The organism is Pantoea sp. Z09, assembly GCF_022394795.1.
Taxonomy (GTDB): Bacteria; Pseudomonadota; Gammaproteobacteria; order Enterobacterales; family Enterobacteriaceae; genus Pantoea; species Pantoea latae.
The window spans coordinates 1239039-1261241 of record NZ_CP092373.1 but is presented as its reverse complement, the minus strand read 5'-3'; the positions used below and the strand labels follow the sequence as shown (position 1 = coordinate 1261241).

Genomic DNA, 22203 nt, shown 5'->3' with positions numbered 1-22203 from the left:
GTGCGCAGGCTTACAGCGCGCGGAAGGCGATGTCGCCGGGGATCACCTCGCCCTGCCAGTAGAGACGCGCCGCAACGCGGCCCGCCAGCTGGCGATAGAGCGCGGTAAACTCGCTTTCCGGACGGCGGATTACCGTGGGTTCGCCGTCATCCAGATCTTCGCGCAGGTTAATATGCAGCGGCAGCTGCGCCAGCAGCTGCGTCTGATAATCCGCCACCAGCTTTTCTGCGCCGCCGGTGCCGAAGATCGGCTCATGGAAGCCGCAGTGGCTGCAGATATGCAGGCTCATGTTCTCCACCACGCCCAGCACCGGCACGTTGACCTTCTCGAACATCACCATGCCCTTGCGCGCGTCGATTAGCGCGATATCCTGCGGCGTGGTGACCACGATAGCGCCGGTGACCGGCACGCTTTGCGCCAGCGTCAGCTGAATGTCGCCGGTGCCGGGCGGCATGTCGAGCACCAGGTAGTCGAGATCGGGCCACAGCGTCTCGTTGAGCAGCTGCATCAGCGCTTTGCTCGCCATCGGGCCGCGCCACACCATGGCGTTATCGTCGGTCACCAGATAGCCGATGGAGTTGGTGGCGAGGCCGTGCGCCATAATCGGCGCCATATGGGTGCCGTCGGGCGAGGTGGGACGCTCATGCTCGGTGCCGAGCATATTCGGCACCGACGGGCCGTAGATATCCGCGTCGAGAATGCCGACGCGCGCCCCTTCCGCCGCCAGCGCCAGCGCCATATTTACTGCGGTGCTCGACTTGCCGACGCCGCCTTTGCCGGAGCTGACGGCGATGATGTTTTTCACGCCGTTCACGCCAGGCTGGCCCTTGACGCGCTTCAGCGTGGCGATATCGTGTCGCAGCCGCCAGTCGATCGCCTCGGCGCCGGTCAGGCGCAGCAGTTCGGCGCTGGCCTGCGCCTTCAACTCTTCAAAGGCGCTCGCCCAGGCGAACGGCATCGTGAGGTCGATATGCAGTTTGCCGTCCAGCAGCGCCACGTGATGCAGCGCTTTCAGCGCGGTAAGATTACGCTCGAGGGTCGGATGCCGGAAGCCGCTGAGCACGCCCATAACCACGGCGCGCAAGGCTTCAGGTGAATGTGATGTCCGGGATTGTGCTGTCATCCCCACTCCTTGTTATTTTCTCTGTCGCTGGGTTCAGCGGTAACACAACAATCATATCAGATGTCGCCGCGGTCGACGCCAGACCGCCCTTGTGTTTACGCCCGCCAGGGCATGAGTTACCATCTAAGCCCGTTTTTTCAATCAACAGAAAGCTACGCAAACTATGACTCAAGTCGCGAAAAAAATAATGGTAACGTGCGCCCTGCCGTACGCAAACGGATCGATCCATCTCGGCCACATGCTCGAGCATATCCAGGCAGACATTTGGGTGCGTTACCAGCGAATGCGTGGCAATCAGGTCTATTTCATCTGCGCCGACGACGCGCACGGCACGCCGATCATGCTGAAAGCGCAGCAGCTGGGCATTTCGCCGGAGCAGATGATCGCCGACATGAGTCAGGAACATCAGGTCGATTTCGCCGGGTTCAATATCAGCTACGACAACTACCACTCGACGCACAGCGACGAGAACCGCGTGCTGTCGGAGCTGATTTACACGCGCCTGAAAGAGAACGGTTTTATTAAAAACCGCACGATTTCTCAGCTTTACGACCCGGAAAAAGGCATGTTCCTGCCGGACCGTTTCGTGAAAGGCACCTGCCCGAAATGCAAATCGCCGGATCAGTACGGCGACAACTGTGAAGTGTGCGGCGCGACCTACAGCCCGACCGAGCTGATTGAGCCGAAGTCGGTGGTCTCCGGTGCGACGCCGGTGATGCGCGACTCTGAGCACTTCTTCTTTGATCTGCCATCGTTCAGCGCCATGCTTCAAGCCTGGACGCGCTCCGGCGCGCTGCAGGAGCAGGTGGCGAACAAAATGCAGGAGTGGTTCGAGTCTGGCCTGCAGCAGTGGGATATCTCGCGCGACGCCCCCTACTTCGGCTTCGAGATCCCTGATGCGCCGGGCAAATATTTTTACGTCTGGCTCGACGCGCCAATCGGCTATATGGGCGCGTTCAAGAACCTGTGCGACAAGCGCGGCGATCTCGATTTCGACGAGTTCTGGAAGAAGGATTCCACCACCGAGCTGTACCACTTTATCGGCAAGGATATCGTCTACTTCCACAGCCTGTTCTGGCCGGCGATGCTGGAAGGCAGCGACTTCCGCAAGCCCAACAATCTGTTCGTGCACGGCTATGTGACGGTGAACGGCGCCAAGATGTCTAAATCGCGCGGCACCTTTATTAAGGCGAGCACCTGGCTGCAGCATCTGGACGCCGACAGCCTGCGCTACTACTACGCCGCCAAGCTCTCTTCGCGCATCGACGATATCGACCTTAACCTGGAAGATTTCGTGCAGCGCGTGAACGCCGACATCGTCAATAAGGTGGTGAACCTGGCGTCGCGCAACGCTGGCTTCCTGACCAAGCGCTTTAACGGCCAGCTGTCGGCTGAACTGGCGGATCCGGCGCTCTATCAGACCTTTGTCGACGCCTCCGAGAAGATTGGCGACGCCTGGGCGAGCCGCGAGTATAACCGCGCCATTCGCGAAATCATGGCGCTGGCCGATCTGGCCAACCGCTATGTAGACGAGCAGGCGCCGTGGGTGGTGGCGAAGGAAGAGGGTCGCGACGCCGATCTGCAGGCGATCTGCTCAATGGGCATCAACCTGTTCCGCGTGCTGATGACCTGGCTGAAGCCGGTGCTGCCGACGCTGAGCGAGCGCGCCGAGGCGTTCCTCAACAGCGAACTGCGCTGGGACGCCATTGCGCAGCCGCTGCTTAATCATCAGGTCGCGCCGTTTAAAGCGCTTTATGGACGTATCGAAATGACCAAAATCAACGCGCTGATTGAAGCGTCGAAAGAAGATGCCGCCGCGGCCAGCCAGCCGGCAACCGGTCCGCTGGCGGACGCGCCGATTGGCGACACCATTACCATTGACGACTTCGCCAAAGTCGATATGCGCGTGGCGCTGATCGAGCACGCCGAGCTGGTGGAAGGCTCCGATAAGCTGCTGCGTCTGCAGCTCGATCTGGGCGGCGAGAAGCGCCAGATTTTTTCCGGTATCCGCGCCGCCTATCCGGATCCCTCGGTGCTGATCGGCAAGATGACGATTATCGTTGCCAACCTCGCGCCGCGTAAGATGCGTTTCGGCGTGTCGGAAGGCATGGTGCTGTCAGCGGGTCCGGGCGGGAAAGATCTGTTTGTGCTCTCCGTCGACAGCGGCGCGCAGCCGGGCATGCCGGTTAAGTAAGGGGACTGGCTTTAGGGCAACAAATTTGTCGCCCTAAAGGCCAGGGCAATGTGCCCGTCGCGGGTGGCATGGACCGATCGCAAAGACGCAAAAGACGGCATCCCTGCCAGCTCGGCCTGCGCCATCCCTGGCGCAGGACGCTTTGCTCTTCGGTCCATGCCACCCGCTCGCAAGCTTCTCTGCGGTCATCAAGGGCGACAGCAATGTCGCCCTTTTTTATCCCGTGTCGCGTATGATGTTGTGCAGTGAAACCAGGAGCCTGCTATGCCCACCGTGCTGTCTCTGTGCTGGCGCTATGTGCGCGCCTTCGTCATCATCTACCTCTGCCTCTATGCCGGCAACGCCCTTGCCGTCGTGCTGCCCATTGCGATCCCCGGCAGCATCCTTGGCATGCTGACGCTGTTTGCCCTGCTGGCGACGCAAATCCTTCCCGTCGACTGGGTCAAGCCAGGCTGCCATCTGCTGATCCGCTACATGGCGCTGCTGTTTGTGCCGATCAGCGTCGGCATCATGAGCTACACCGACGTGCTGAGCGCGCAGTTCGGCCCCATTGTGGTCTCGGTGGTGGTGAGTACCTTTCTGGTACTGACGATTGTCGGCTGGAGTGCCCATAAAATTCATACGCGCAGCGTGCGGGAGAAGCCGAGTGAGTGATATCTGGTGGTCGCTGCCGCTGAGCGTCGGTGCCTTTATGCTGGCGCGTCGCATGGCGGCGAAGCTGAAAATTTCGATCCTCAATCCGCTGCTGGTGGCGATGGCAATCATTATTCCGCTGCTGCTGGTGCTGCACATCCCCTACGCGCGCTACTTCGCCGGCAGCCAGATCCTCAACCAGCTGCTGCAGCCGGCGGTGGTCGCGCTGGCGCTGCCGCTCTACGAGCAGATGCATCAAATCCGCGCGCGCTGGAAATCGCTGATCGGCGTCTGCTTTATTGGCAGCCTGACCGCGATGGTCTCCGGCACCGCTATCGCGCTGTGGATGGGCGCGACGCCGGAAATCGCCGCCACCATTTTGCCGAAATCGGTCACCACGCCGATCGCCATGGCGGTCTCCGCCTCGCTGCACGGCATTCCCGCCATTAGCGCCATCTGCGTGCTGATCGCCGGCGTGCTCGGCGCGGTGTTCGGCCATATGCTGCTCAACCTGCTGGGGATCAAAACCCGCGCGGCGCGCGGCCTGGCGATCGGCAACGCGTCGCATGCGCTCGGCACGGCGCGCGCGGCGGAAGTGGACTACCAGGAAGGCGCGTTTAGCTCGCTGGCGCTGGTGCTGTGCGGCATTATCACCTCGCTGCTGGCGCCCTTTATTTTTCCGCTGCTGCTGCACGCGATCGGCTAAAACTTTGCGAGAGATCTCGCAAAGTTGAAACGATGCAAATCTGTTGCATTGTCAGAGCGATACAGATCACATATAACCCCTCTGGCGGCAATCGGCCGCCTGATATTAACGAGGCTATCATGCATCCACGTTTCACCTCCGCCTTCGAGGCGCTGCCTGATGCTCTGCAAAGCGCGCTGCGTCCGGTGCTTGACGACGCGCAGTTTCAGGCGGCGCTGACGCCGGAGCAGGTCGCATCGCTGATGCAGCAAACTCAGCTGGACGCCGATGCCCTCGCGCTGGCGCTACTGCCGCTGGCAGCGGCCTGCGCGGTCGCGCCGGTGTCGCGCTTCAACGTCGGTGCCGTGGCGCGCGGCGTGAGCGGCCACTGGTATTTCGGCGCCAATATGGAGTTCGCGGGCGTGGCAATGCAGCAAACGGTGCACGCCGAACAGAGCGCTATCGCGCACGCCTGGCTGCGCGGCGAACGCCGTCTGGAGATCGTTACCGTCAACTACACGCCGTGCGGCCACTGTCGCCAGTTTATGAACGAGCTGAACAGCGGCACCGATCTGCGCATCAGCCTGCCCGGCCGCAGCGTCAGCACGCTGGGCGACTATCTGCCGGACGCCTTCGGCCCGCGCGATCTCAACATCACCACCCTGCTGATGGATAAGGTGGATCACGGCTATCAGGCGCAGGGCGACGCGCTGGCGCAGGCGGCAACAGAGGCGGCCAATCAGAGCCACGCGCCCTACAGCGGCTCGCACAGCGGCATTGCGCTGCGCACCACGACGGGCGCGCTGGTCACCGGACGCTACGCCGAGAACGCTGCTTTCAACCCCAGCCTGCCGCCGCTGCAGGCCGCGCTGATCCTGCTCAATATGCAGGGCGAAGCCTGCGAAAACATCGCAGCCGCCGCGCTGGCCGAAGTGGAGAACGCCACGCTGGATCAGTTTGCCGCCACCCAGGCGACTCTGGCCGCTCTGGGATGCGATCGGCTCACACGCGTCACGCTGCGCAAAGCCTGAGGCACGGCACACGCTTTTAAACACTTACAATATCTTTTATTTACAAAAGCTGTACATCGGCGAGAAATTTCATAGGATCGTGCGCCAGCAACACAAAAAAAGAACGACTGGCGTCTGAGCTTTGCCAGACAACACCGCAACCGGAGCATCAATTCATGGAACATGAGTACGAAAGTAAGCGTCCGCTGTACATCCCCTACGCTGGCCCGATCCTGCTGGAATTTCCCCTACTGAATAAAGGCAGCGCCTTCTCGCTGGAAGAGCGCAACGAATTTAACCTCAACGGCCTGCTGCCTGAAGCGGTCGAGAGCATTGAAGAGCAGGCAGAACGCGCCTGGCGTCAGTTCCAGGACTTTAAAAACAATAACGATAAGCACGTCTACCTGCGCAACATTCAGGACACCAACGAAACCCTTTTCTACCGCCTGCTCGACAACCATCTCGAAGAGATGATGCCGATTATCTACACCCCGACCGTCGGCGCAGCCTGTGAACACTTCTCTGAGATCTACCGTCGCGCGCGCGGCGTGTTTATCTCCTATCCCAACCGCGATCGCATTGAAGATATGCTGCAAAACGCCACCAAGCAGAACGTGAAGGTGATCGTGGTGACCGACGGCGAGCGTATCCTCGGCCTCGGCGATTTGGGCATCGGCGGCATGGGCATTCCCATCGGCAAACTCTCCCTCTATACCGCCTGCGGCGGCATTTCGCCGGCCTATACGCTGCCGGTGGTGCTGGACGCCGGCACCAACAACCAGCAGCTGCTCAACGACCCGCTCTATATGGGCTGGCGTCATCCGCGCATCACCGGCGAAGAGTATGATGCCTTCGTCAACGACTTTATCCAGGCGGTAAAACGCCGCTGGCCGAACGTGCTGCTGCAGTTTGAAGACTTCGCGCAGAAAAACGCCATGCCGCTGCTGCAGCGCTACCGTGACGAAATCTGCTGCTTTAACGACGACATTCAGGGCACCGCCGCCGTCACCGTCGGCACGCTGATCGCCGCCAGCCGCGCCGCAGGCAGCCGCCTGTGCGAGCAAAAAGTGGTGTTCCTCGGCGCAGGCTCCGCCGGATGCGGCATCGCCGAGCAGATTATCGCGCAGATGAAGTCGGAAGGATTAAGCGACGAAGAGGCGCGCGCCCGCGTGCTGATGGTGGACCGCTTCGGCCTGCTGACCGACAAGCTGCCGAACCTGCTCGACTTCCAGAGCAAGCTGGTGCAGAAGAGCGAAAATCTGAAAACCTGGGACACCGCCAGCGATTCAATTTCGCTGCTCGACGTGGTGCGCAACGCGCGTCCCGATATTCTCATCGGCGTCTCCGGCCAGCCGGGCCTCTTTACCGAAGAGATTATCCGCGAGATGCACAAGCACTGCCCGCGTCCTATCGTGATGCCGCTCTCTAACCCGACCTCGCGCGTGGAAGCGACGCCTGCGGATATCATCGCCTGGACAGACGGCGCAGCGCTGGTTGCCACCGGCAGCCCCTTCTCGCCGGTGAGCTGGAAAGGCAAAATCTACCCAATTGCTCAGTGCAACAACTCCTATATCTTCCCGGGCATCGGCCTCGGTGTGATCGCCGCGGGCGCAACGCGCGTCACCGACTCCATGCTGATGACGGCAAGCCGCGCGCTGGCCGACTGTTCGCCGCTGGTGAACGAAGGCGAAGGTCCGGTGCTGCCGGAGATCAAAGATATCCAGGGCGTGTCGAAGATCATCGCCATGGAAGTCGGCAAAGCCGCGCAGCTGGCGGGCGTGGCGGTGGTCACCTCGGAAGACGTGCTGTCGCAGGCGGTCGCCAGCAATTTCTGGCTGCCGCAGTATCGCCACTATCGTCGCACCTCTATCTAATCACAGCGCGCCGGGCCGTCTCTGGCCCGGCCGCTGCGCAAAAAGCCATCAGCCAACCGGCGTTAACTTGCTTCGACGCAGGTCCTCAAGTAGCCTTGATGCACCGATTTTCCCTGACCCCGAGCGCCCACGCGTATGTTGAAACGCGTCTTTATTGGTCTTTTATTCATCATCTTACTGGTGGTGGCGACCGCGCTCGGCCTGGATCGCTGGATCAGCTGGAAAACCGCGCCCTATATTTATGAAGATGTCGCCTCGCTGCCGCATCGTCAGGTTGGCGTGGTGCTGGGCACGGCGAAATATTACCGCACCGGCGTCTATAACCAGTACTACCTCTATCGCATTCAGGGCGCGCTCAACGCCTATAACAGCGGCAAGGTGAACTATCTGCTGCTGAGCGGCGACAACGCCATGAGTAGCTATAACGAACCCATGACCATGCGCCGCGATCTGATTAAAGCCGGCGTCGATCCGCAGGATATCGTGCTGGACTACGCCGGTTTCCGCACCCTTGACTCTATCGTGCGCACGCGCAAGGTGTTCGACACCAACGACTTCATCATCATCACGCAGCGTTTTCACTGCGAGCGCGCGTTGTTTATTGCTCTGCATATGGGGATTCAGGCACAGTGCTACGCGGTGCCGTCGCCGAAGAATATGCTGAGCGTGCGCTTCCGCGAGGTGGGCGCCCGGCTCGGCGCGCTGGCCGATCTGTTTGTAATGAAGCGCGAGCCGCGTTTTCTCGGCCCGCTGGTGCCGATCCCGGCGGTGCATCAGGTGCCGGAAGATGCGCAGAGTTATCCGGCGGTGACACCGGAGCAGCTGCTGGAAAGCGAGCAGAAAGCGCGGAAATAGAAAGAGCAGCCCGCCGTTTCATTCAGGCAGCGCAAAAGTTTGCTAAGTGGGCGACAGGGGCTGTGGAGCAAAGCGTCCCGCGACAGGGATGTCGCGGGCCGAGCGAGCAAGGATGCCTTGAGCGACTTTGCGTAACAGCCCCTGTCGCCCGCGCCGCTTCTGCACACACCACGAGCGCTCTCAAATAAAAAGAGCGACCCGAAGGTCGCTCTTTTTTACGTCTCTTTGACTTACTTCTTACGCGAATACTTCAGCGAATCCAGCGCCACGGCGAAGATAATAATGCCGCCCTTGATAATGTACTGCCAGTAAGGGTTCACGCCGATATAGGTCAGACCGTAGTTGATCACCGTAAAGATAAGCACGCCGGTCACTACGCCTGCCACCGTTCCTACGCCGCCGGCAAAGGAGACGCCGCCCACCACGCACGCCGCAATGGCGTCCAGCTCATACATAAAGCCGAGGTTGTTGGTGGCGCTGCCGATACGGCCCGCTTCCAGCATGCCGCCGAAGGCGTAAAACACGCCAGAGAGCGCATAGATCAGAATCAGGTTGAAGTTGACGTTAACGCCAGACACTTTCGCCGCTTCCGGGTTGCCGCCGATAGCAAAAATATTCTTACCAAAGCGGGTCTTGTTCCACAGGATCCAGACGAAAATAATGGCGGCAATCGCGTAGAAGGTAATAAACGACAGCTTGAAGTCGCCAAAGCGCAGGAAGCCCTGGGCGAACTTCGAGAAGCCGCTGTCAAACCCGGCAATCGGCGAGGCACCGACAAAATCGTAATAGAGCGAGTTAATGCCGTAAACGATAATCATGGTGCCGAGCGTGGTAATAAACGGCGTCACCTTGAGGTAGGCGATAATCAGGCCGTTCAGCAGACCGATCAGGCCGCCGATCACGCACACCACCAGAATCACCACCGGAATCGGCACGGTATCCAGCGTCGGAAACACCTTATTGGCGTTCTCCATCGACTGCAGCAGCGTCGCCGCTACCACCGCCGCCAGACCCACCTGACGACCGGCCGACAGGTCGGTGCCCTGCGTCACAATCAGCCCCGCCACGCCCAGCGCGATAATTATACGCACCGAAGACTGGGTAAGAATATTACTCAGGTTCATCAGGCTTAAAAACGTCGGATCCTGGAAAATAATAATTGCCAGCAAAACCAGCAGAACGACATAAATGCCGCCCTCTTTCAGCCAGGTTAGCGCATTCTTTTTAGTAGTCGCTTTCATGTTAACAGCCCTTGCTTCATTAAAGGTGTAATGACGCTAAACGCAATATTTCGTTCTGCGTGGTTGTCTTGGTATCTACAATGCCCGCTACCTGGCCGTTGCTCATTACCAGAATACGATCGGTAATGCCCAACAGCTCCGGCATCTCGGAGGAGATAATAATGATGCCCTTCTCTTTCTTCGCCAGCTCGGAAATCAGCTGGTAAATTTCGAATTTCGCTCCGACGTCAATGCCGCGCGTCGGTTCGTCCAGCATCAGTATTTCAGGCTGAGTCAGTAACCAGCGGCCGATAATCACCTTTTGCTGGTTGCCGCCCGAAAGCGATCCAATTTGCGTATGGTGGCCCGGCGTTTTCACGCGCATGGCGTCGATCACCCACTGGGTGTCGCTTTTCATCCGCTTATTATCGAGCAGGCCGATATTGTTTTTGTACTTCTTGATATTGGAGATTAACGAGTTAAATCCGATATCCAGGAACGCGTAAATCCCGGTGGAGCGGCGCTCTTCGGTTACCAGCGCGAAACCGTGGTTAATCGCTTCGTTGGCGCTGTGGTTATTGATCGCCTTACCGTGCAGCTTAATGGTGCCGCTCACCTTCTCGCGGATCCCGAACAGGGTTTCAACGATATCGGTACGCTTGGCGCCCACCAGCCCGGCAATGCCCAGAATCTCCCCTTTACGCAGATCGAACGAGACGTCACGAATCGACGGCTGACGCAGCGAGGTTAAGTTGCGCACCTCAAGAATGGTTTCGCCCGGCACGTTGGTTTTGTCGGGAAAGCGCTGGTTCAGGGAGCGGCCGACCATCATGGCGATGATCTTATCCATATCCAGCCCTTCCAGCGGCTGGGTGGCGATCCACTGTCCGTCGCGCAGAATGGTAATCTCATCGCACAGCTGGAAAATCTCTTCCATCTTGTGCGAGATATAAACAATGCCGCAGCCGCGATCTTTCAGCTTGCGAATAATGGTGAACAGATGGTTCACCTCTTTTTCGGTCAGCGACGAGGTCGGCTCGTCCATAATCACGATTTTGGCGTCGTAGGAGAAAGCCTTGGCGATCTCGATCATCTGCATCTGCGAAACCGAAAGCGTCGCCACTTTGTCGCGCGGATCGATATCGATATCCAGCTCGTCAAATATCGCTTTGGTGTCGCGATACATTTTATCCTGATCGACAAACGGGCCTTTGCGCGGGTAGCGCCCCAGCCACATATTGTCCATCACGGTGCGCTGCAACACCAGGTTCAGCTCCTGATGCACCATTGAAACGCCGTTTTCCAGCGCCTCTTTCGAACTTTTAAAATCGATTTCCTCACCCTGAAACAGGATGCTCCCCGTATCTTTTTTATAAATACCAAACAGGCATTTCAATAATGTCGATTTACCGGCGCCGTTTTCACCCATCAATGCATGAACGGAGTGAGGCCGCACTTTTAAATTCACATTATCTAAGGCTTTAACCCCTGGAAATGATTTCGACACATTCGTCATTTCCAGCAGATATTCACGCTGCGCGGTCGGATTATCACTGGCCATAATTTACCTGGCTAAAAAAAGCGTTGGTCACGTCAAAACGGGGCGCGGCTTAGCCGCGCCCGGACAGGATTACTTCTGGAACTGAGAGAGGTTCTCTTTATCAACCGGCACGTAAGGCACGCGGACGATTTTATCGGTGATCTTATAGCTGGTGCCTTCGGTCGCGGCTTTGCCGTCCGCCAGGTTTTTCGCCATATCCAGCGTCGCCTTCGCCTGGTTCTCCGCATCGTTCAGCACGGTGCCCGCCAGCGCGCCCGACTTCACCAGCGCCAGCGCTTCCGGCAGCGCATCGACGCCGAACACTGGAATCGAGGTTTTGTTGTGCGCCTTCAGCGCTTCAACCGCGCCCATCGCCATGGCGTCGTTGTTGGCGATCACCACTTCGATTTTGTTGGCGTTCGGGCCGGAGAGCCACGCGTCCATCTTGTCTTTGGCCTGCGCGGTGTCCCACATCGCGGTATCCATCGCCAGCTGCTGCGTTTTAAGGCCGTCCTGGTTCAGGGTGTCGATGACGTATTTGGTGCGCGCTTCGGCATCCGGGTGGCCCGGCTCGCCTTTCAGCAGCACGAACTGGATCTGACCATCTTTGTTCAGGTCCCAGTTCGGCGAGGCTTTCCAGTGCTTCTCTATCAGTTTGCCCTGAATAATGCCGGACTCTTTGGAGTCGGTGCCGACATAGTAGGCTTTGTCGTAGCTGGCCAGCACTTTCGCGTTTGGCTCTTTGTTGAAGAACACCACCGGCACGTCATTGCCGCGCGCTTTGTCGATCACCACGGCCGCGGCCGCCGGATCCACCAGGTTGATCGCCAGCGCCTTCACGCCTTTGGCCATCAGCACGTCGATCTGGTCGTTCTGTTTGGACTGGTCGTTCTGCGAGTCATTCATCAGCAGCTGTACGCCGCCGAGGTTTTTCGCTTCTTTCTCAATGTCTTTGCGCACCATCGACATAAAGTTGTCGTCATACTTATAGATGGTCACGCCGATACGCGTGTCCGCTGCGTGTGCCGTTGCGCCGAACATCATGCTGGCAACCAAAGCTGTGAGCGTGAAAACCTTCTTATTCATGGTATCTCCGGTTTTTTGCAGGGTAGTACTGACTCAGACGCGTCAGGCGCGCAGGAGCTTTCGGTAAAATATGATTCGGCGAGTCAACACAGGGCGAGTGCTATCACGCTACGCCGCTGAACCGCCGTCCAGAAACCTGACTTCCATGTGCGACAACGCATCCTGAAGATGTGATAAAGCTTTTCAACGGCTTGCTGAAACAGCGCCTGCTGCGGTGATAGCGGCGTTACATAATGTTTCAGTCCGGTAAGACGCTGCCATCATAGAGAGCGGCATGTTAATTAACTGTGAATACAATCACAGATTGAAAACGGTTACATGGCGCCATCGCCTGAATTAGTGACCGACTCCACATTTTGTCGCTGCGCCACGGAATGACGCCGCACCAGGGTCGGCATAAAGACGTGCTGGGCGCTGGCGTCCAGCTGGCCCGCCGCGCCGCTCAGCGCCAGCTCTGTCGCCAGTTTCGCCATAGAAACAATGGGATAGCGCACCGTTGTTAATTGAGGATCGGTGTAGCGCGACATGGGAATATCGTCGAAGCCGATAATGGAGAAATGCTGTGGCACCTGAATGCCATTATCTTTCAGCGCGGTAAGCGCACCGGCCGCCATGCCGTCGTTATAGGCGAAAATAGCGCTGAGGTGCACGTTACGTCCCAGCAGCTCAACCATCGCCGCTTCGCCGCCCTGCATATCGGGCTCGGCGCTGGCGATCCAGCTCTCCTGCGGCCGAATCCCCTGCTCCGCCAGCGCCTGCTGCCAGCCGTCGCGCCGCTGCTGCACATCTTCGATGTCGTGACTGGAGCAGAGATAGCCGATGCGGCTGTGGCCCTGCTGCAGCAGCATGCGCGTCGCCATCAGCGCGCCCGCCACGTTATCGAGGCTCACGCAGCGATGGGCGAAGCCCGGCACGATGCGGTTGACCACCACCATGCCCGGCACCTGCTGCATAAAGTCCGCCAGCTCACGGTCTGAAAGCGTTTTCGCGTGCACCACCAGCGCATTGCAGCGCTGACGGATCAGCACCTCAATCGCATGGCGCTCTTTATCTTCCTGATGCCAGGAGTTGCTGATCAATACATGTTTGTGCAGGCGCTGCGCCACGGTATCCACCGCTTTTACCAGCGCGCCAAAGAAGGGATCGGAGACGTCCATCACCACCACGCCGATGGTATCGCTCACCTGTGTCGCCAGCGCCTGCGCGTTGGCGTTAGGCCGGTAGCCGAGCGACTCCACGGCCTGCAGCACCGCATCGCGCGTGTCGGCGGTAACGGCGCTGCTGTTATTCAGCACGCGTGAGACGGTCGCCACCGACACGCCGGCCAGACGGGCAACATCACGAATCGTTATCATGCAGCTGTTCCACAGAGGAAAAAAAGGCATCACGCCAGGAAGTAAACCCGGCGCTATTCTGTCAGGCGCGGCAGGACAGCAGCGTGAAATGCGTCACACTGATGAAAACGGTTACATACAATTATGCAACCTTTGTGATGAGCGTCATTATCTGGAGAGAGGCGACTGCGGCGGACGGCCCGCCGCCAGGTGCGTCAGGCGGCGCCACAGCCACTCCAGCGGACCCTGCGGAAAAAAGCGCAGCCAGATGACGGAGAAGAGAATATTGACCAGCCAGACAGCGGGCACGAATGCCAGCAGCTGCAGGCGATCGAAGCGCATAAAGAGGTCGAAGCGGTAGAACAGCGTGGTGCAGATCAGCGTCTGTAGCAGGTAGTTGCTCAGCGCCATGCGCCCGACGCACTGAATCGCCCGGCTGGCGCGCCAGCGGGCGAGCTGCGGCCAGTAGGCCAGAATCAGCGCGGCATAGCCGAGGCTGATAAGCGGGCTGGCGAGATCGCGCGGCACCTGCAGGTAGAAAGCGCTCCAGCGAAACGACCAGTGCAGCATCCACTGCGTCGCCACGCCGAACAGCGCAATGGCGTAGCCCACCGTCAGCAGCAGCGCGGCGCAGCGGCGATAGTGCTGTTGGCTGAAGCCGCCGGTTAGCCAGCCGCAGCGCAGCAGCGCCGCGCCCATCATCATCAGTCCGGCCAGCTGCCAGCCGTACTGCGACGCCAGCGCCATCAGGCTGGACGCGAGGTGGTCGAGCCGGTTCTGTACCGCCTCCCAGCCACCGGCCAGCTTCCAGAAGCGCTCATATTCGAGATCGGCCGCGCCCGGCAGCCACGAGCGGGTCGGCTCGGGATCGGAGATCGAACCGAAAATCAGCAGCACGCCGCTGCCCATCAGATAGAGCAGCGCGCCGGTCTTGAACAGGCCGCGCGTCGAGGGGGCGTCGCGCAGCATGCGCCAGACAATCAGGCCGACGATGGCGTAATCCAGCAGGATATCCCCTTCCCACATCGCCACGGCGTGAAACAGGCCGATCAGCGCCAGCAGCGTCAGTCGCGACGAAAGCCAGCGACTGCCGCGCGGCAGCTGCAGCTGCAGCCCGGCGCCGAACAGCAAGGCAAACAGCGTCAGAAACTTCAGCTGCGCCAGCACATCGAGCACCGCCCAGCTCCAGACGTCCCGGGCTGCGGGTTCGCCATGCCAGGCGGGATTAAGATAGGCGGCGGAAGGTAAGGCGAAACCGACGATATTGAGCAACAAAATGCCGAGGATGGCGCAGCCGCGAATAAAATCCAGCGCATGATAACGTTGCATATCGGTCCCTGTTAGCGTGGATCACCGCCGCCTGACAGCAGACGCAGGCGGCTCACCCTCATCGGCACATAATAGTAATATCAGATATGGCGCACCGCGCGCAGGAACTCCTGACGGGTGTTCTGGCTCGACTTAAACAGGCCACCCAGCGAGGTCGTGGTGGTGGCGCTGGTAGCGTCTTTCACGCCGCGCGCCTTCACGCAGTAGTGCACCGCGTCGATAGAGACCGCGACGTTGTTGGTGCCGAGCAGGGTCTGCAGCGCCACCAGCACCTGCTGGGTCAGCCGCTCCTGCACCTGCGGACGCTGGGCGAAGAACTGCACGATACGGTTGATCTTCGACAGGCCGATCACCTTCTCTTTCGGAATATAGGCCACGGTGGCTTTGCCGTCGATAATCACAAAGTGGTGCTCGCAGGTGCTGGTCAGCGTGATATCGCGCACCGTCACCATCTCGTCCACTTTCATCTTGTTTTCGATGACGGTGATTTTCGGGAAATTGGCGTAGTCCAGACCGGAGAAGACCTCGTCCACATACATTTTGGCGATGCGATGCGGCGTCTCCATCAGGCTGTCATCCTCAAGATCCAGATTCAACAGCTGCATGACTTCGGTCATGTGGCCGGCGATCAGGCGCTTACGGGTTTCATCATCCATTTCACGCGTTGGCGCGCGTAACGGCGTCTCCAGGCCTCGCGCCAGCAGCGCTTCGTGGACCAGGATCGCTTCCTGACTCAGGGTGCTCATCGTACTCATCTCCGCAGGTGTAACGCCCGCCGGAGAGACCGACGGGTTCAATTCTGAGCGCGTATTGTGAAGCTTTCCGTTGGGGTAATCCAGTAATCAATCCAATCGGCGATGAAAGCTTTTCATCACGCGCGTCGCCAGACCAGCACTCCGCCGGCTGCCAGCCCCAGACCGGCGATCCCCAGCGCTGGCTCCAGCCGATGCAGCAGCCCGGTGGAGAGCGACGACAGCACCGGCCCCACCAGCTGCCCGACGGCGTAGCCGGTGGTCAGCAGTCCCGCCATATGGCGCGTATGCTGCGGCGCCAGTTCGCGCGCGTAGGCCAGCGCCAGCTGCACCACGAGCAGAAAGCCCCCGCCCACCAGCAGCGCGCCGATCAGCAGGCCGCTAAAGCCCGGCAGCCACGCCGCCGCCGCCACGCCCAGCGCCTGCGCCCAGAGCACCAGCGCCAGCCGCTGGTTGTTGCTGGCGAGGCCGCGGGTCGCGATCCCCAGCGCGATGCCGACCATCGCCGCGCCGCCGAAAATCGGCCAGACGAACTGGGCGAACGCGCCATCGGGAAAGCGCGCTGCCGCCATCTGCGACAGAAAGGTGGCGGGCAGAATATAGCCGAAGCCCGCCAGGCTGTAGCTCAGCACCAGCCGCCGCAGGTTGGCGGTCAGCACCAGCGGCTGCGGCGTCTGATCGGGACGATGCAGATCGCCGACGCGGCGCGGCAGGTAGCGCGCAATAGCGGCGATGATCAGCAGCGCCAGCAGGCCGTAGGCGCCCCACGCCAGCGCGGCGGAGGTCTGCGACGCGTGCAGCTGCACCGCCAGCAGGCCGCTGATGAAAATGCCCGCGCCCGGCCCGGCGAACACCGCCGCCGACAGGCCGGGACGCCCGTAATGATGCAGCTGCTCACTGCTCCAGGCGGCGATCAGCACCAGCGCCACGCCGCTCGCCCAGCCGATAAGAAAGCGCACCGCGCCGTGCAGCCAGGGGCCGCTGACGCAGGCGGAAAGCAGCGTCAGGATCACCGCGCCCCAGACGCCCAGCTGTAAACGCAGCTCGACGCGACGCCGCGCGCGCATTGCGTCAAAAGAGCCGCACAGGTAGCCAAGATAGTTGAGCGCCGCCACCAGGCTGGCGCTGGTCAGCGTCAGCTGGCCGTCATGTATCATCAGCGGCACCTGCGGCGTAAAGGCGAAACGCCCAATCCCCATCACCACCACCAGCGCCAGAAAGGCGCTAAGCGCCACGCGAAAAGCCATGTCCCTACCCCTGCGGTTTTATTATCACTTGCTTATAACATGCCAGCTTATTAAACTCACGAAAACTGAATAATTCATATCAAGTTGTTTACGAGAAGAGAATATATGGATCTTGTCCAGCTACGCATGTTCTGTTCCGTGGCCGAAACCGGTTCGCTGGCGCGCGCCGCGGAACAACTCCATCGCGTCCCCTCCAATCTCACCACGCGGCTGCGCCAGCTGGAAGAGGAGATCGGCGTCGACCTGTTTATCCGCGAGAAACAGCGCATCCGCCTGTCGCCGATGGGCCACAACTTTCTTAACTACGCCCAGCGCATTCTGACGCTGAGCGACGAGGCGCTAAGCATGGCGCGCGCGGGCGAACCCGCCGGCAATTTCGCGCTCGGCTCGATGGAGAGCACCGCCGCGACGCGCCTGCCGGGTCTGCTGGCCGCCTATCACCAGCGCTTCCCGAAGGTGGCGCTGTCGCTGATCACCAGCACCTCCGGCGAGATTATCGACAAGGTGCGCGAGGGCACGCTGGCCGCCGCGCTGGTTGACGGCCCGGCGCCCTATGACGATCTCAACGGCTGCATCGCCTTCCGCGAAACCCTGACGCTGATCACCAGCCTCGATCATGCGCCGGTGGAGAGCGCGCGCGACGCGCAAAACGACACCCTGTTTGCCTTTCGCAACAGCTGCTCCTACCGCGTGAAGCTGGAAGCCTGGTATCGCGACAGCGGCGTCGCACCCGGCAGCGTGATGGAGATCCAGTCCTACCACGCGATGATGGCCTGCGTGGCGGGCGGCGCCGGCGTGGCGATGATCCCGGAGTCGGTGCTGAAGCAGATGCCGGAGCGCGCCCGCGTGCAGGCGCATCAGCTGCCAGCGGCTTATCGCGACACCGCCACCTGGCTGATGTGGCGACGCGACGCCTTTACCCCCAACGTCGAGGCGCTGAAATATTTGATTATCGACATGTTTGACGACCGTCCGCAGGATGACCAGCTGCTGCATCCGCTGCAGGTCGCCGACTGACTGCGCCATTTCGCGCTATTTTTATTGATATCACGACCCACGGACGCGACCGCACCGGCGCGTCCCCACCTGACTGCAAGAGGGATTGCATGAACATGATTAAAACCCGCGCCGCCGTTGCCTGGGCCGCTGGCGAACCGCTGAAAATCGAAGAAGTGGATTTGATGCCGCCGCAGAAAGGCGAAGTGCTGGTGCGTATCGTCGCCACCGGCGTGTGCCATACCGATGCCTATACCCTGTCGGGCAAAGATCCAGAAGGTGTGTTCCCAGCGATCTTCGGCCATGAAGGCGGCGGCGTGGTGGAAGCGGTCGGCGAAGGCGTTACCAGCGTCGAAGTGGGCGATCACGTCATCCCGCTTTACACGCCGGAGTGCGGCAAGTGCAAATTCTGCCTGTCAGGCAAGACCAACCTCTGCCAGGCGATCCGCGCGACCCAGGGCAAAGGCCTGATGCCGGACGGCACCACCCGCTTCTTTAAAGACGGCAAGCCGATTTTCCACTACATGGGCACCTCAACCTTCTCCGAGTACACCGTGGTGCCGGAAATTTCGCTGGCGAAAATCAGCAAAGAGGCACCGCTGGAAGAAGTCTGCCTGCTGGGCTGCGGCGTCACCACCGGCATGGGCGCGGTAATGAACACCGCCAAAGTGAAAGAAGGCGACACCGTGGCGATTTTCGGCCTCGGCGGCATCGGCCTGTCGGCGATTATCGGCGCGAAGATGGCGAAAGCGGGACGCATCATCGGCATCGACATCAACACCAGCAAGTTCGACCTGGCGCGCAAGCTGGGCGCCACCGATCTGGTGAACCCGAAAGATTATGAGAAGCCGATTCAGGAGGTTATCGTCGAGATGACCGACGGCGGCGTCGATTACTCCTTTGAATGTATCGGCAACGTCAACGTGATGCGCTCCGCGCTGGAGTGCTGCCACAAGGGCTGGGGCGAATCGGTGATTATCGGCGTGGCCGGCGCGGGCGAAGAGATCGCCACCCGTCCATTCCAGCTGGTGACCGGTCGCGTCTGGCGCGGCTCCGCCTTCGGCGGCGTGAAGGGCCGCTCGCAGCTGCCGGGCATCGTGCAGGATTATCTGGACGGCAAGTTCGCCCTGAACGACTTTATTACCCACACCATGCCGCTGGAAGAGATCAACGAGGCCTTCGATCTGATGCATGAAGGGAAATCGATCCGTTCGGTGGTGCACTTTAACAAGTAATCGGGAGGCGTTATGGCATCCACGCTGGAACTGCTGGAAGAACACCGGATGTTTGGCGGCTGGCAGCAACGCTGGCGGCATCAGTCGGACGTGCTTAACTGCCCGATGACCTTCAGCATCTTTTTGCCTCGTCCGCAAGGCGACACGCCGCCGCCCGCGGTGTGGTTTCTCGCCGGGCTGACCTGCACCGATGAGAACTTTAGCACCAAAGCGGGCGCGCAGCGCGTCGCGGCAGAGCTGGGGCTGGTGCTGATCATGCCGGACACCAGCCCGCGCGGCGAGGCGGTCGCCAACGACGAGGCATACGATCTGGGCCAGGGCGCAGGGTTTTATCTCAACGCCACCCAGGCGCCCTGGTCAGCGCACTATCGCATGTTCGACTACCTGAGCCAGGAGCTGCCCGCGCTGATCGCCGGCAACTTCAATATCAGCGATCGGCAGTCGATTATGGGGCATTCCATGGGCGGTCACGGCGCGCTGATGCTGGCGCTGCGTCTCGGCAACCGCTTTGCCTCGGCGTCGGCCTTTGCGCCGATTGTCAATCCAGGCGAGGTGCCCTGGGGGCAGAAAGCGTTTAGCGCCTATCTGGGCGAGGATCGCGCGGCCTGGCGCGACTACGACAGCTGCGCGCTGATGCGCGAGGTGCAGTCGCGTCTGCCGATGCTGATCGATCAGGGCGACAGCGATCAGTTCCTGGCGGATCAGCTACAGCCGGAGCGGCTGGATGTGGTGGCGAAAGAGGTGGGGTTCCCGCTGACGCTGCGCGTGCAGCCGGGCTATGACCACAGCTACTACTTTATTGCGACCTTCGTTGAGGATCATCTGCGCTTCCATGCGCAGCACCTGCTGGTGTAGGCGTTCAGGGCCGCGATGCGGCCCACAAACGGCGCCATGGTTAAGGAGCGGGTGGCAGGGACAGAAGAGCAAAGCGTCCCGCGCCAGGGACAAAAACGCCGGGAGCGTTTTTGAACAACGCAGCGCGTTGGCCCGGTAACGGGCGCACCTCAGGGATGAGGTGCGTATCTGCGCGGGCCGAGCTGGCAGGGATGCCGCTTTTTGCGTCTTTGCGATCTGTCCCTGCCACCCGCGACGGCACATTGCCGACAATCTCAGGGCCGCGCTGCGGCCCTTTTTCTTAAACCAGTTCCGCGCCGACCAGCCCGTCAATCATCACCTGCGGCATGCCCTGCGAGCAGTGTTCGATGCGTCCTTTTACGCCGTAAACCTGCGCCAGCGTCTCTGGCGTAATCACCCGATCCGGTACACCATCGGCTATCAGCGCGCCCTCTTTCAGCATCAGCGCATGGTGCGCATGGCGTAAGGCGATATTGATATCGTGCACCACCACCACGGTCACGATATTGCGCTGGGCGGTTTCGCGCCGCACCAGATCCATCACGTGGAACTGGTAGTTGAGATCCAGCGCGCTGAGCGGCTCATCCAGCAGCAGCAGCTCGGGACGACGGATCAGCGACTGCGCCAGGCCGACCAGCTGCTTCTGACCGCCCGAAAGCTGATCGAGATAGCGCATCGCCAGATGCGAAATGCCGAGCTGCTCCAGCAGATACATCACTTCCGCTTCGCTGGCGGCGCTATGCAAACCACCGGAGGCGCGCTGCGCCACAATAATCGACTCCAGCACGTGCAGATGCACCCCCGCCGGCAGCGACTGCGGCAGATAAACCACGCGCTGGGCGCGACGGGCAAACGGCTGCTGCATCAGTTCTTCGCCGTTGAGCCACAGCTCGCCCTGCCCTTTATTCAGCCCGGCCAGCGCGCGCAGCAGTGTCGATTTACCGCAGCCGTTCGGCCCCAGCAGCACGGTGATCTTGCCGCGCGGCAGCAGCGCCACGCTGAGATCCTCGATCACCTTGCGTTTGGGGTAGCCCGCCGTAAAGTGTTTGAGCGTCAGACCCTGATTCATACATTCCCCCGATGACGCAAAATAATGCTCAGGAAGAACGGCACGCCGACCAGCGACGTCACAATGCCGACCGGAATAATCACGCCGGGGATCAGGTTCTTTGAGGCGACCGATGCCATAGAGAGCACCAGCGCGCCGGTCAGGGCGCTGGCGGGCAGATAGTAGCGATGATCTTCGCCGAAAATCATGCGGGCGATATGCGGCGCCACCAGCCCGATAAAGCCGATCGGCCCGACAAAGGCGACCGCCAGCGCGGAGAGAATGCTGATTCGCAGCAACGTCGCCAGGCGCAGGCGGCGCACGTCGATGCCGAAGCTCACCGCGCGATCTTCGCCGAGGCGCAGCGCGGTCAGCTTCCAGCTGCTGAGCAGCGAGAACGGCAGCAGCAGCGCAAAGGCCGCGCTCAGCACGCCGAGCTTCTCCCAGGAGGCGCGCGCCAGGCTGCCCATGGTCCAGAACACCAGCCCCTGCAGCGTATCTTCGCTGGCGATAAACTGCATCATCGACACCAGCGCGTTAAAGGTGAACACCAGCGCGATGCCGAACAGCACCACGCCTGACGTGGAGACCCGCGTCCAGCGCGTCACGCCGTCGAGCATCAGCGCGGCGAACAGCGCAAACACAAAGGCGTTGGCGGAGATCAGCCACTGATCCGGCACGCCGGGAATGCCGATGCCGAGAATAATCGCCAGCGCCGCGCCAAAGGCCGCCGCCGAGGAGACGCCGAGGGTAAAGGGGCTGGCCAAAGGGTTATTCAGGATGGTTTGCATCTCGGCGCCCGCCAGTCCGAGGCAGAAGCCGACCACCACCGCCATTAGCGCATAGGGCAAACGAATGTCCCAGACGATAACGCGCGTGCCGGCGTCAACCGTGGCGGGATGCAGCAGCGACTGCCACAGCGTCGGCAGCGAGAGCCCGGCCGGGCCAAGGGTAAAGTCAAGCACCAGCGAGGCGACAATCGCCAGCACCAGCACGGCGATCATCAGCATGCGGCGGCGCAATACCTGATGATAGCGGCCCATAGCGCCCTGCGCGGGCAGAGTTGAGTCCGTCATAAAATGCCTGTCTTAGGGGTTCGGTCGAAAACGCTGCCACAATAGAGCAGATGATAATAATTATCAATTCTTCAACCTAAACAAAACGGCACCCTAAATAAAAAAGCGCGG

19 protein-coding genes are annotated in these 22203 nt (G+C 60.5%); 9 read left to right on the top strand and 10 right to left on the bottom strand.

The features are described from left to right. Window positions 1-10: 10 nt before the first annotated feature. A complete protein-coding gene (apbC, locus tag MC269_RS06045) occupies window positions 11-1123 on the bottom strand; it encodes an iron-sulfur cluster carrier protein ApbC (RefSeq protein WP_081140457.1) in 1113 nt (370 codons plus the stop codon). A 163-nt stretch (window positions 1124-1286) separates the two neighbouring features. Between apbC and metG the strand changes: the two genes are divergently transcribed. The 6 genes from metG (at window position 1287) to sanA (ending at window position 8374) form a co-directional block, all read left to right on the top strand. Further along, entirely contained in the window at window positions 1287-3317 is a 2031-nt protein-coding gene (gene metG, locus MC269_RS06040; RefSeq protein ID WP_239954433.1) for a methionine--tRNA ligase, read from the top strand. Window positions 3318-3581: 264 nt separating this feature from the next. Next, entirely contained in the window at window positions 3582-3971 is a 390-nt protein-coding gene (locus tag MC269_RS06035; RefSeq protein ID WP_239954432.1) for a CidA/LrgA family protein, read from the top strand. Further along, window positions 3964-4656, top strand: coding sequence for a CidB/LrgB family autolysis modulator (locus MC269_RS06030; RefSeq protein ID WP_239954431.1), 693 nt, complete (start codon window positions 3964-3966; stop codon window positions 4654-4656). The genes MC269_RS06035 and MC269_RS06030 overlap by 8 nt, the downstream gene beginning before the upstream one ends. A 119-nt stretch (window positions 4657-4775) precedes the next feature. Further along, window positions 4776-5666, top strand: a complete 891-nt coding sequence (cdd, locus tag MC269_RS06025) for a cytidine deaminase (RefSeq protein ID WP_239954430.1) — start codon at window positions 4776-4778, stop codon at window positions 5664-5666. A gap of 155 nt (window positions 5667-5821) precedes the next feature. After that, a complete protein-coding gene (locus MC269_RS06020) occupies window positions 5822-7519 on the top strand; it encodes an NAD-dependent malic enzyme (protein WP_239954428.1) in 1698 nt (565 codons plus the stop codon). A 135-nt stretch (window positions 7520-7654) separates the two neighbouring features. Next, window positions 7655-8374, top strand: a complete 720-nt coding sequence (sanA, locus tag MC269_RS06015) for an outer membrane permeability protein SanA (protein ID WP_081140451.1) — start codon at window positions 7655-7657, stop codon at window positions 8372-8374. Between the two features lie 230 nt (window positions 8375-8604). On the opposite strand, the gene mglC is transcribed toward sanA, so the two are convergent. The 7 genes from mglC to MC269_RS05980 form a co-directional block, all read right to left on the bottom strand. Beyond that, window positions 8605-9615, bottom strand: a complete 1011-nt coding sequence (mglC, locus tag MC269_RS06010; protein WP_239954426.1) for a galactose/methyl galactoside ABC transporter permease MglC — start codon at window positions 9613-9615, stop codon at window positions 8605-8607. 19 nt (window positions 9616-9634) lie between these two features. Then, window positions 9635-11155: a galactose/methyl galactoside ABC transporter ATP-binding protein MglA gene (gene mglA / locus MC269_RS06005; protein WP_081140449.1), complete on the bottom strand. Its 1521-nt coding sequence runs from the start codon at window positions 11153-11155 to the stop codon at window positions 9635-9637. A 69-nt stretch (window positions 11156-11224) separates the two neighbouring features. Then, complete coding sequence (gene mglB, locus MC269_RS06000) at window positions 11225-12220, bottom strand: galactose/glucose ABC transporter substrate-binding protein MglB (RefSeq protein ID WP_239954425.1); 996 nt, start codon at window positions 12218-12220, stop codon at window positions 11225-11227. A 314-nt stretch (window positions 12221-12534) separates the two neighbouring features. Then, window positions 12535-13575 carry an HTH-type transcriptional regulator GalS gene (gene galS, locus MC269_RS05995; RefSeq protein ID WP_239954423.1) on the bottom strand — a complete coding sequence of 347 codons (1041 nt, stop codon included), beginning with the start codon at window positions 13573-13575 and terminating at the stop codon, window positions 12535-12537. Between the two features lie 147 nt (window positions 13576-13722). After that, window positions 13723-14883 carry a DUF418 domain-containing protein YeiB gene (yeiB, locus tag MC269_RS05990; RefSeq protein WP_239954422.1) on the bottom strand — a complete coding sequence of 387 codons (1161 nt, stop codon included), beginning with the start codon at window positions 14881-14883 and terminating at the stop codon, window positions 13723-13725. 80 nt (window positions 14884-14963) lie between these two features. Beyond that, window positions 14964-15629 carry a GTP cyclohydrolase I FolE gene (folE, locus tag MC269_RS05985; RefSeq protein ID WP_033750312.1) on the bottom strand — a complete coding sequence of 222 codons (666 nt, stop codon included), beginning with the start codon at window positions 15627-15629 and terminating at the stop codon, window positions 14964-14966. Window positions 15630-15754: 125 nt separating this feature from the next. Next, complete coding sequence (locus tag MC269_RS05980; protein WP_239954421.1) at window positions 15755-16882, bottom strand: YbfB/YjiJ family MFS transporter; 1128 nt, start codon at window positions 16880-16882, stop codon at window positions 15755-15757. 105 nt (window positions 16883-16987) lie between these two features. Here MC269_RS05980 and MC269_RS05975 point away from each other — a divergent pair, with 105 nt between their 5' ends. The 3 genes from MC269_RS05975 (at window position 16988) to fghA (ending at window position 19968) form a co-directional block, all read left to right on the top strand. Beyond that, entirely contained in the window at window positions 16988-17899 is a 912-nt protein-coding gene (locus tag MC269_RS05975; RefSeq protein WP_081140446.1) for a LysR family transcriptional regulator, read from the top strand. Window positions 17900-17988: 89 nt separating this feature from the next. Then, complete coding sequence (locus tag MC269_RS05970; RefSeq protein ID WP_239954420.1) at window positions 17989-19113, top strand: S-(hydroxymethyl)glutathione dehydrogenase/class III alcohol dehydrogenase; 1125 nt, start codon at window positions 17989-17991, stop codon at window positions 19111-19113. 12 nt (window positions 19114-19125) lie between these two features. After that, window positions 19126-19968 (top strand): S-formylglutathione hydrolase, encoded by an 843-nt coding sequence (fghA, locus tag MC269_RS05965; protein ID WP_239954419.1) that lies wholly within the window; start codon window positions 19126-19128, stop codon window positions 19966-19968. Window positions 19969-20248: 280 nt separating this feature from the next. Here the strand turns inward: fghA and MC269_RS05960 are convergent, their stop codons facing one another. Together MC269_RS05960 and MC269_RS05955 are read right to left on the bottom strand one after the other, a co-directional pair. After that, window positions 20249-21037, bottom strand: a complete 789-nt coding sequence (locus MC269_RS05960; RefSeq protein WP_239954418.1) for an ABC transporter ATP-binding protein — start codon at window positions 21035-21037, stop codon at window positions 20249-20251. After that, the gene (locus MC269_RS05955; protein WP_081140442.1) at window positions 21034-22092 is read right to left on the bottom strand and encodes an iron ABC transporter permease; all 1059 of its coding nucleotides are present in this window, start codon (window positions 22090-22092) and stop codon (window positions 21034-21036) included. Before MC269_RS05955 ends, MC269_RS05960 begins: the two co-directional genes overlap by 4 nt. Window positions 22093-22203 lie beyond the last annotated feature (111 nt).

Coding starts and splice junctions, on each gene's coding strand:
- apbC (WP_081140457.1), bottom strand. CDS start 1,123: ATGACAGCACAATCCCGGACATCACATTCACCTGAAGCCTTGCGCGCC.
- MC269_RS06020 (WP_239954428.1), top strand. CDS start 5,822: ATGGAACATGAGTACGAAAGTAAGCGTCCGCTGTACATCCCCTACGCT.
- mglC (WP_239954426.1), bottom strand. CDS start 9,615: ATGAAAGCGACTACTAAAAAGAATGCGCTAACCTGGCTGAAAGAGGGC.
- MC269_RS06035 (WP_239954432.1), top strand. CDS start 3,582: ATGCCCACCGTGCTGTCTCTGTGCTGGCGCTATGTGCGCGCCTTCGTC.
- MC269_RS05980 (WP_239954421.1), bottom strand. CDS start 16,882: ATGGCTTTTCGCGTGGCGCTTAGCGCCTTTCTGGCGCTGGTGGTGGTG.
- metG (WP_239954433.1), top strand. CDS start 1,287: ATGACTCAAGTCGCGAAAAAAATAATGGTAACGTGCGCCCTGCCGTAC.
- cdd (WP_239954430.1), top strand. CDS start 4,776: ATGCATCCACGTTTCACCTCCGCCTTCGAGGCGCTGCCTGATGCTCTG.
- mglB (WP_239954425.1), bottom strand. CDS start 12,220: ATGAATAAGAAGGTTTTCACGCTCACAGCTTTGGTTGCCAGCATGATG.
- MC269_RS05960 (WP_239954418.1), bottom strand. CDS start 21,037: ATGAATCAGGGTCTGACGCTCAAACACTTTACGGCGGGCTACCCCAAA.
- sanA (WP_081140451.1), top strand. CDS start 7,655: ATGTTGAAACGCGTCTTTATTGGTCTTTTATTCATCATCTTACTGGTG.
- mglA (WP_081140449.1), bottom strand. CDS start 11,155: ATGGCCAGTGATAATCCGACCGCGCAGCGTGAATATCTGCTGGAAATG.
- MC269_RS05955 (WP_081140442.1), bottom strand. CDS start 22,092: ATGACGGACTCAACTCTGCCCGCGCAGGGCGCTATGGGCCGCTATCAT.
- MC269_RS05970 (WP_239954420.1), top strand. CDS start 17,989: ATGAACATGATTAAAACCCGCGCCGCCGTTGCCTGGGCCGCTGGCGAA.
- folE (WP_033750312.1), bottom strand. CDS start 15,629: ATGAGCACCCTGAGTCAGGAAGCGATCCTGGTCCACGAAGCGCTGCTG.
- galS (WP_239954423.1), bottom strand. CDS start 13,575: ATGATAACGATTCGTGATGTTGCCCGTCTGGCCGGCGTGTCGGTGGCG.
- yeiB (WP_239954422.1), bottom strand. CDS start 14,883: ATGCAACGTTATCATGCGCTGGATTTTATTCGCGGCTGCGCCATCCTC.
- fghA (WP_239954419.1), top strand. CDS start 19,126: ATGGCATCCACGCTGGAACTGCTGGAAGAACACCGGATGTTTGGCGGC.
- MC269_RS05975 (WP_081140446.1), top strand. CDS start 16,988: ATGGATCTTGTCCAGCTACGCATGTTCTGTTCCGTGGCCGAAACCGGT.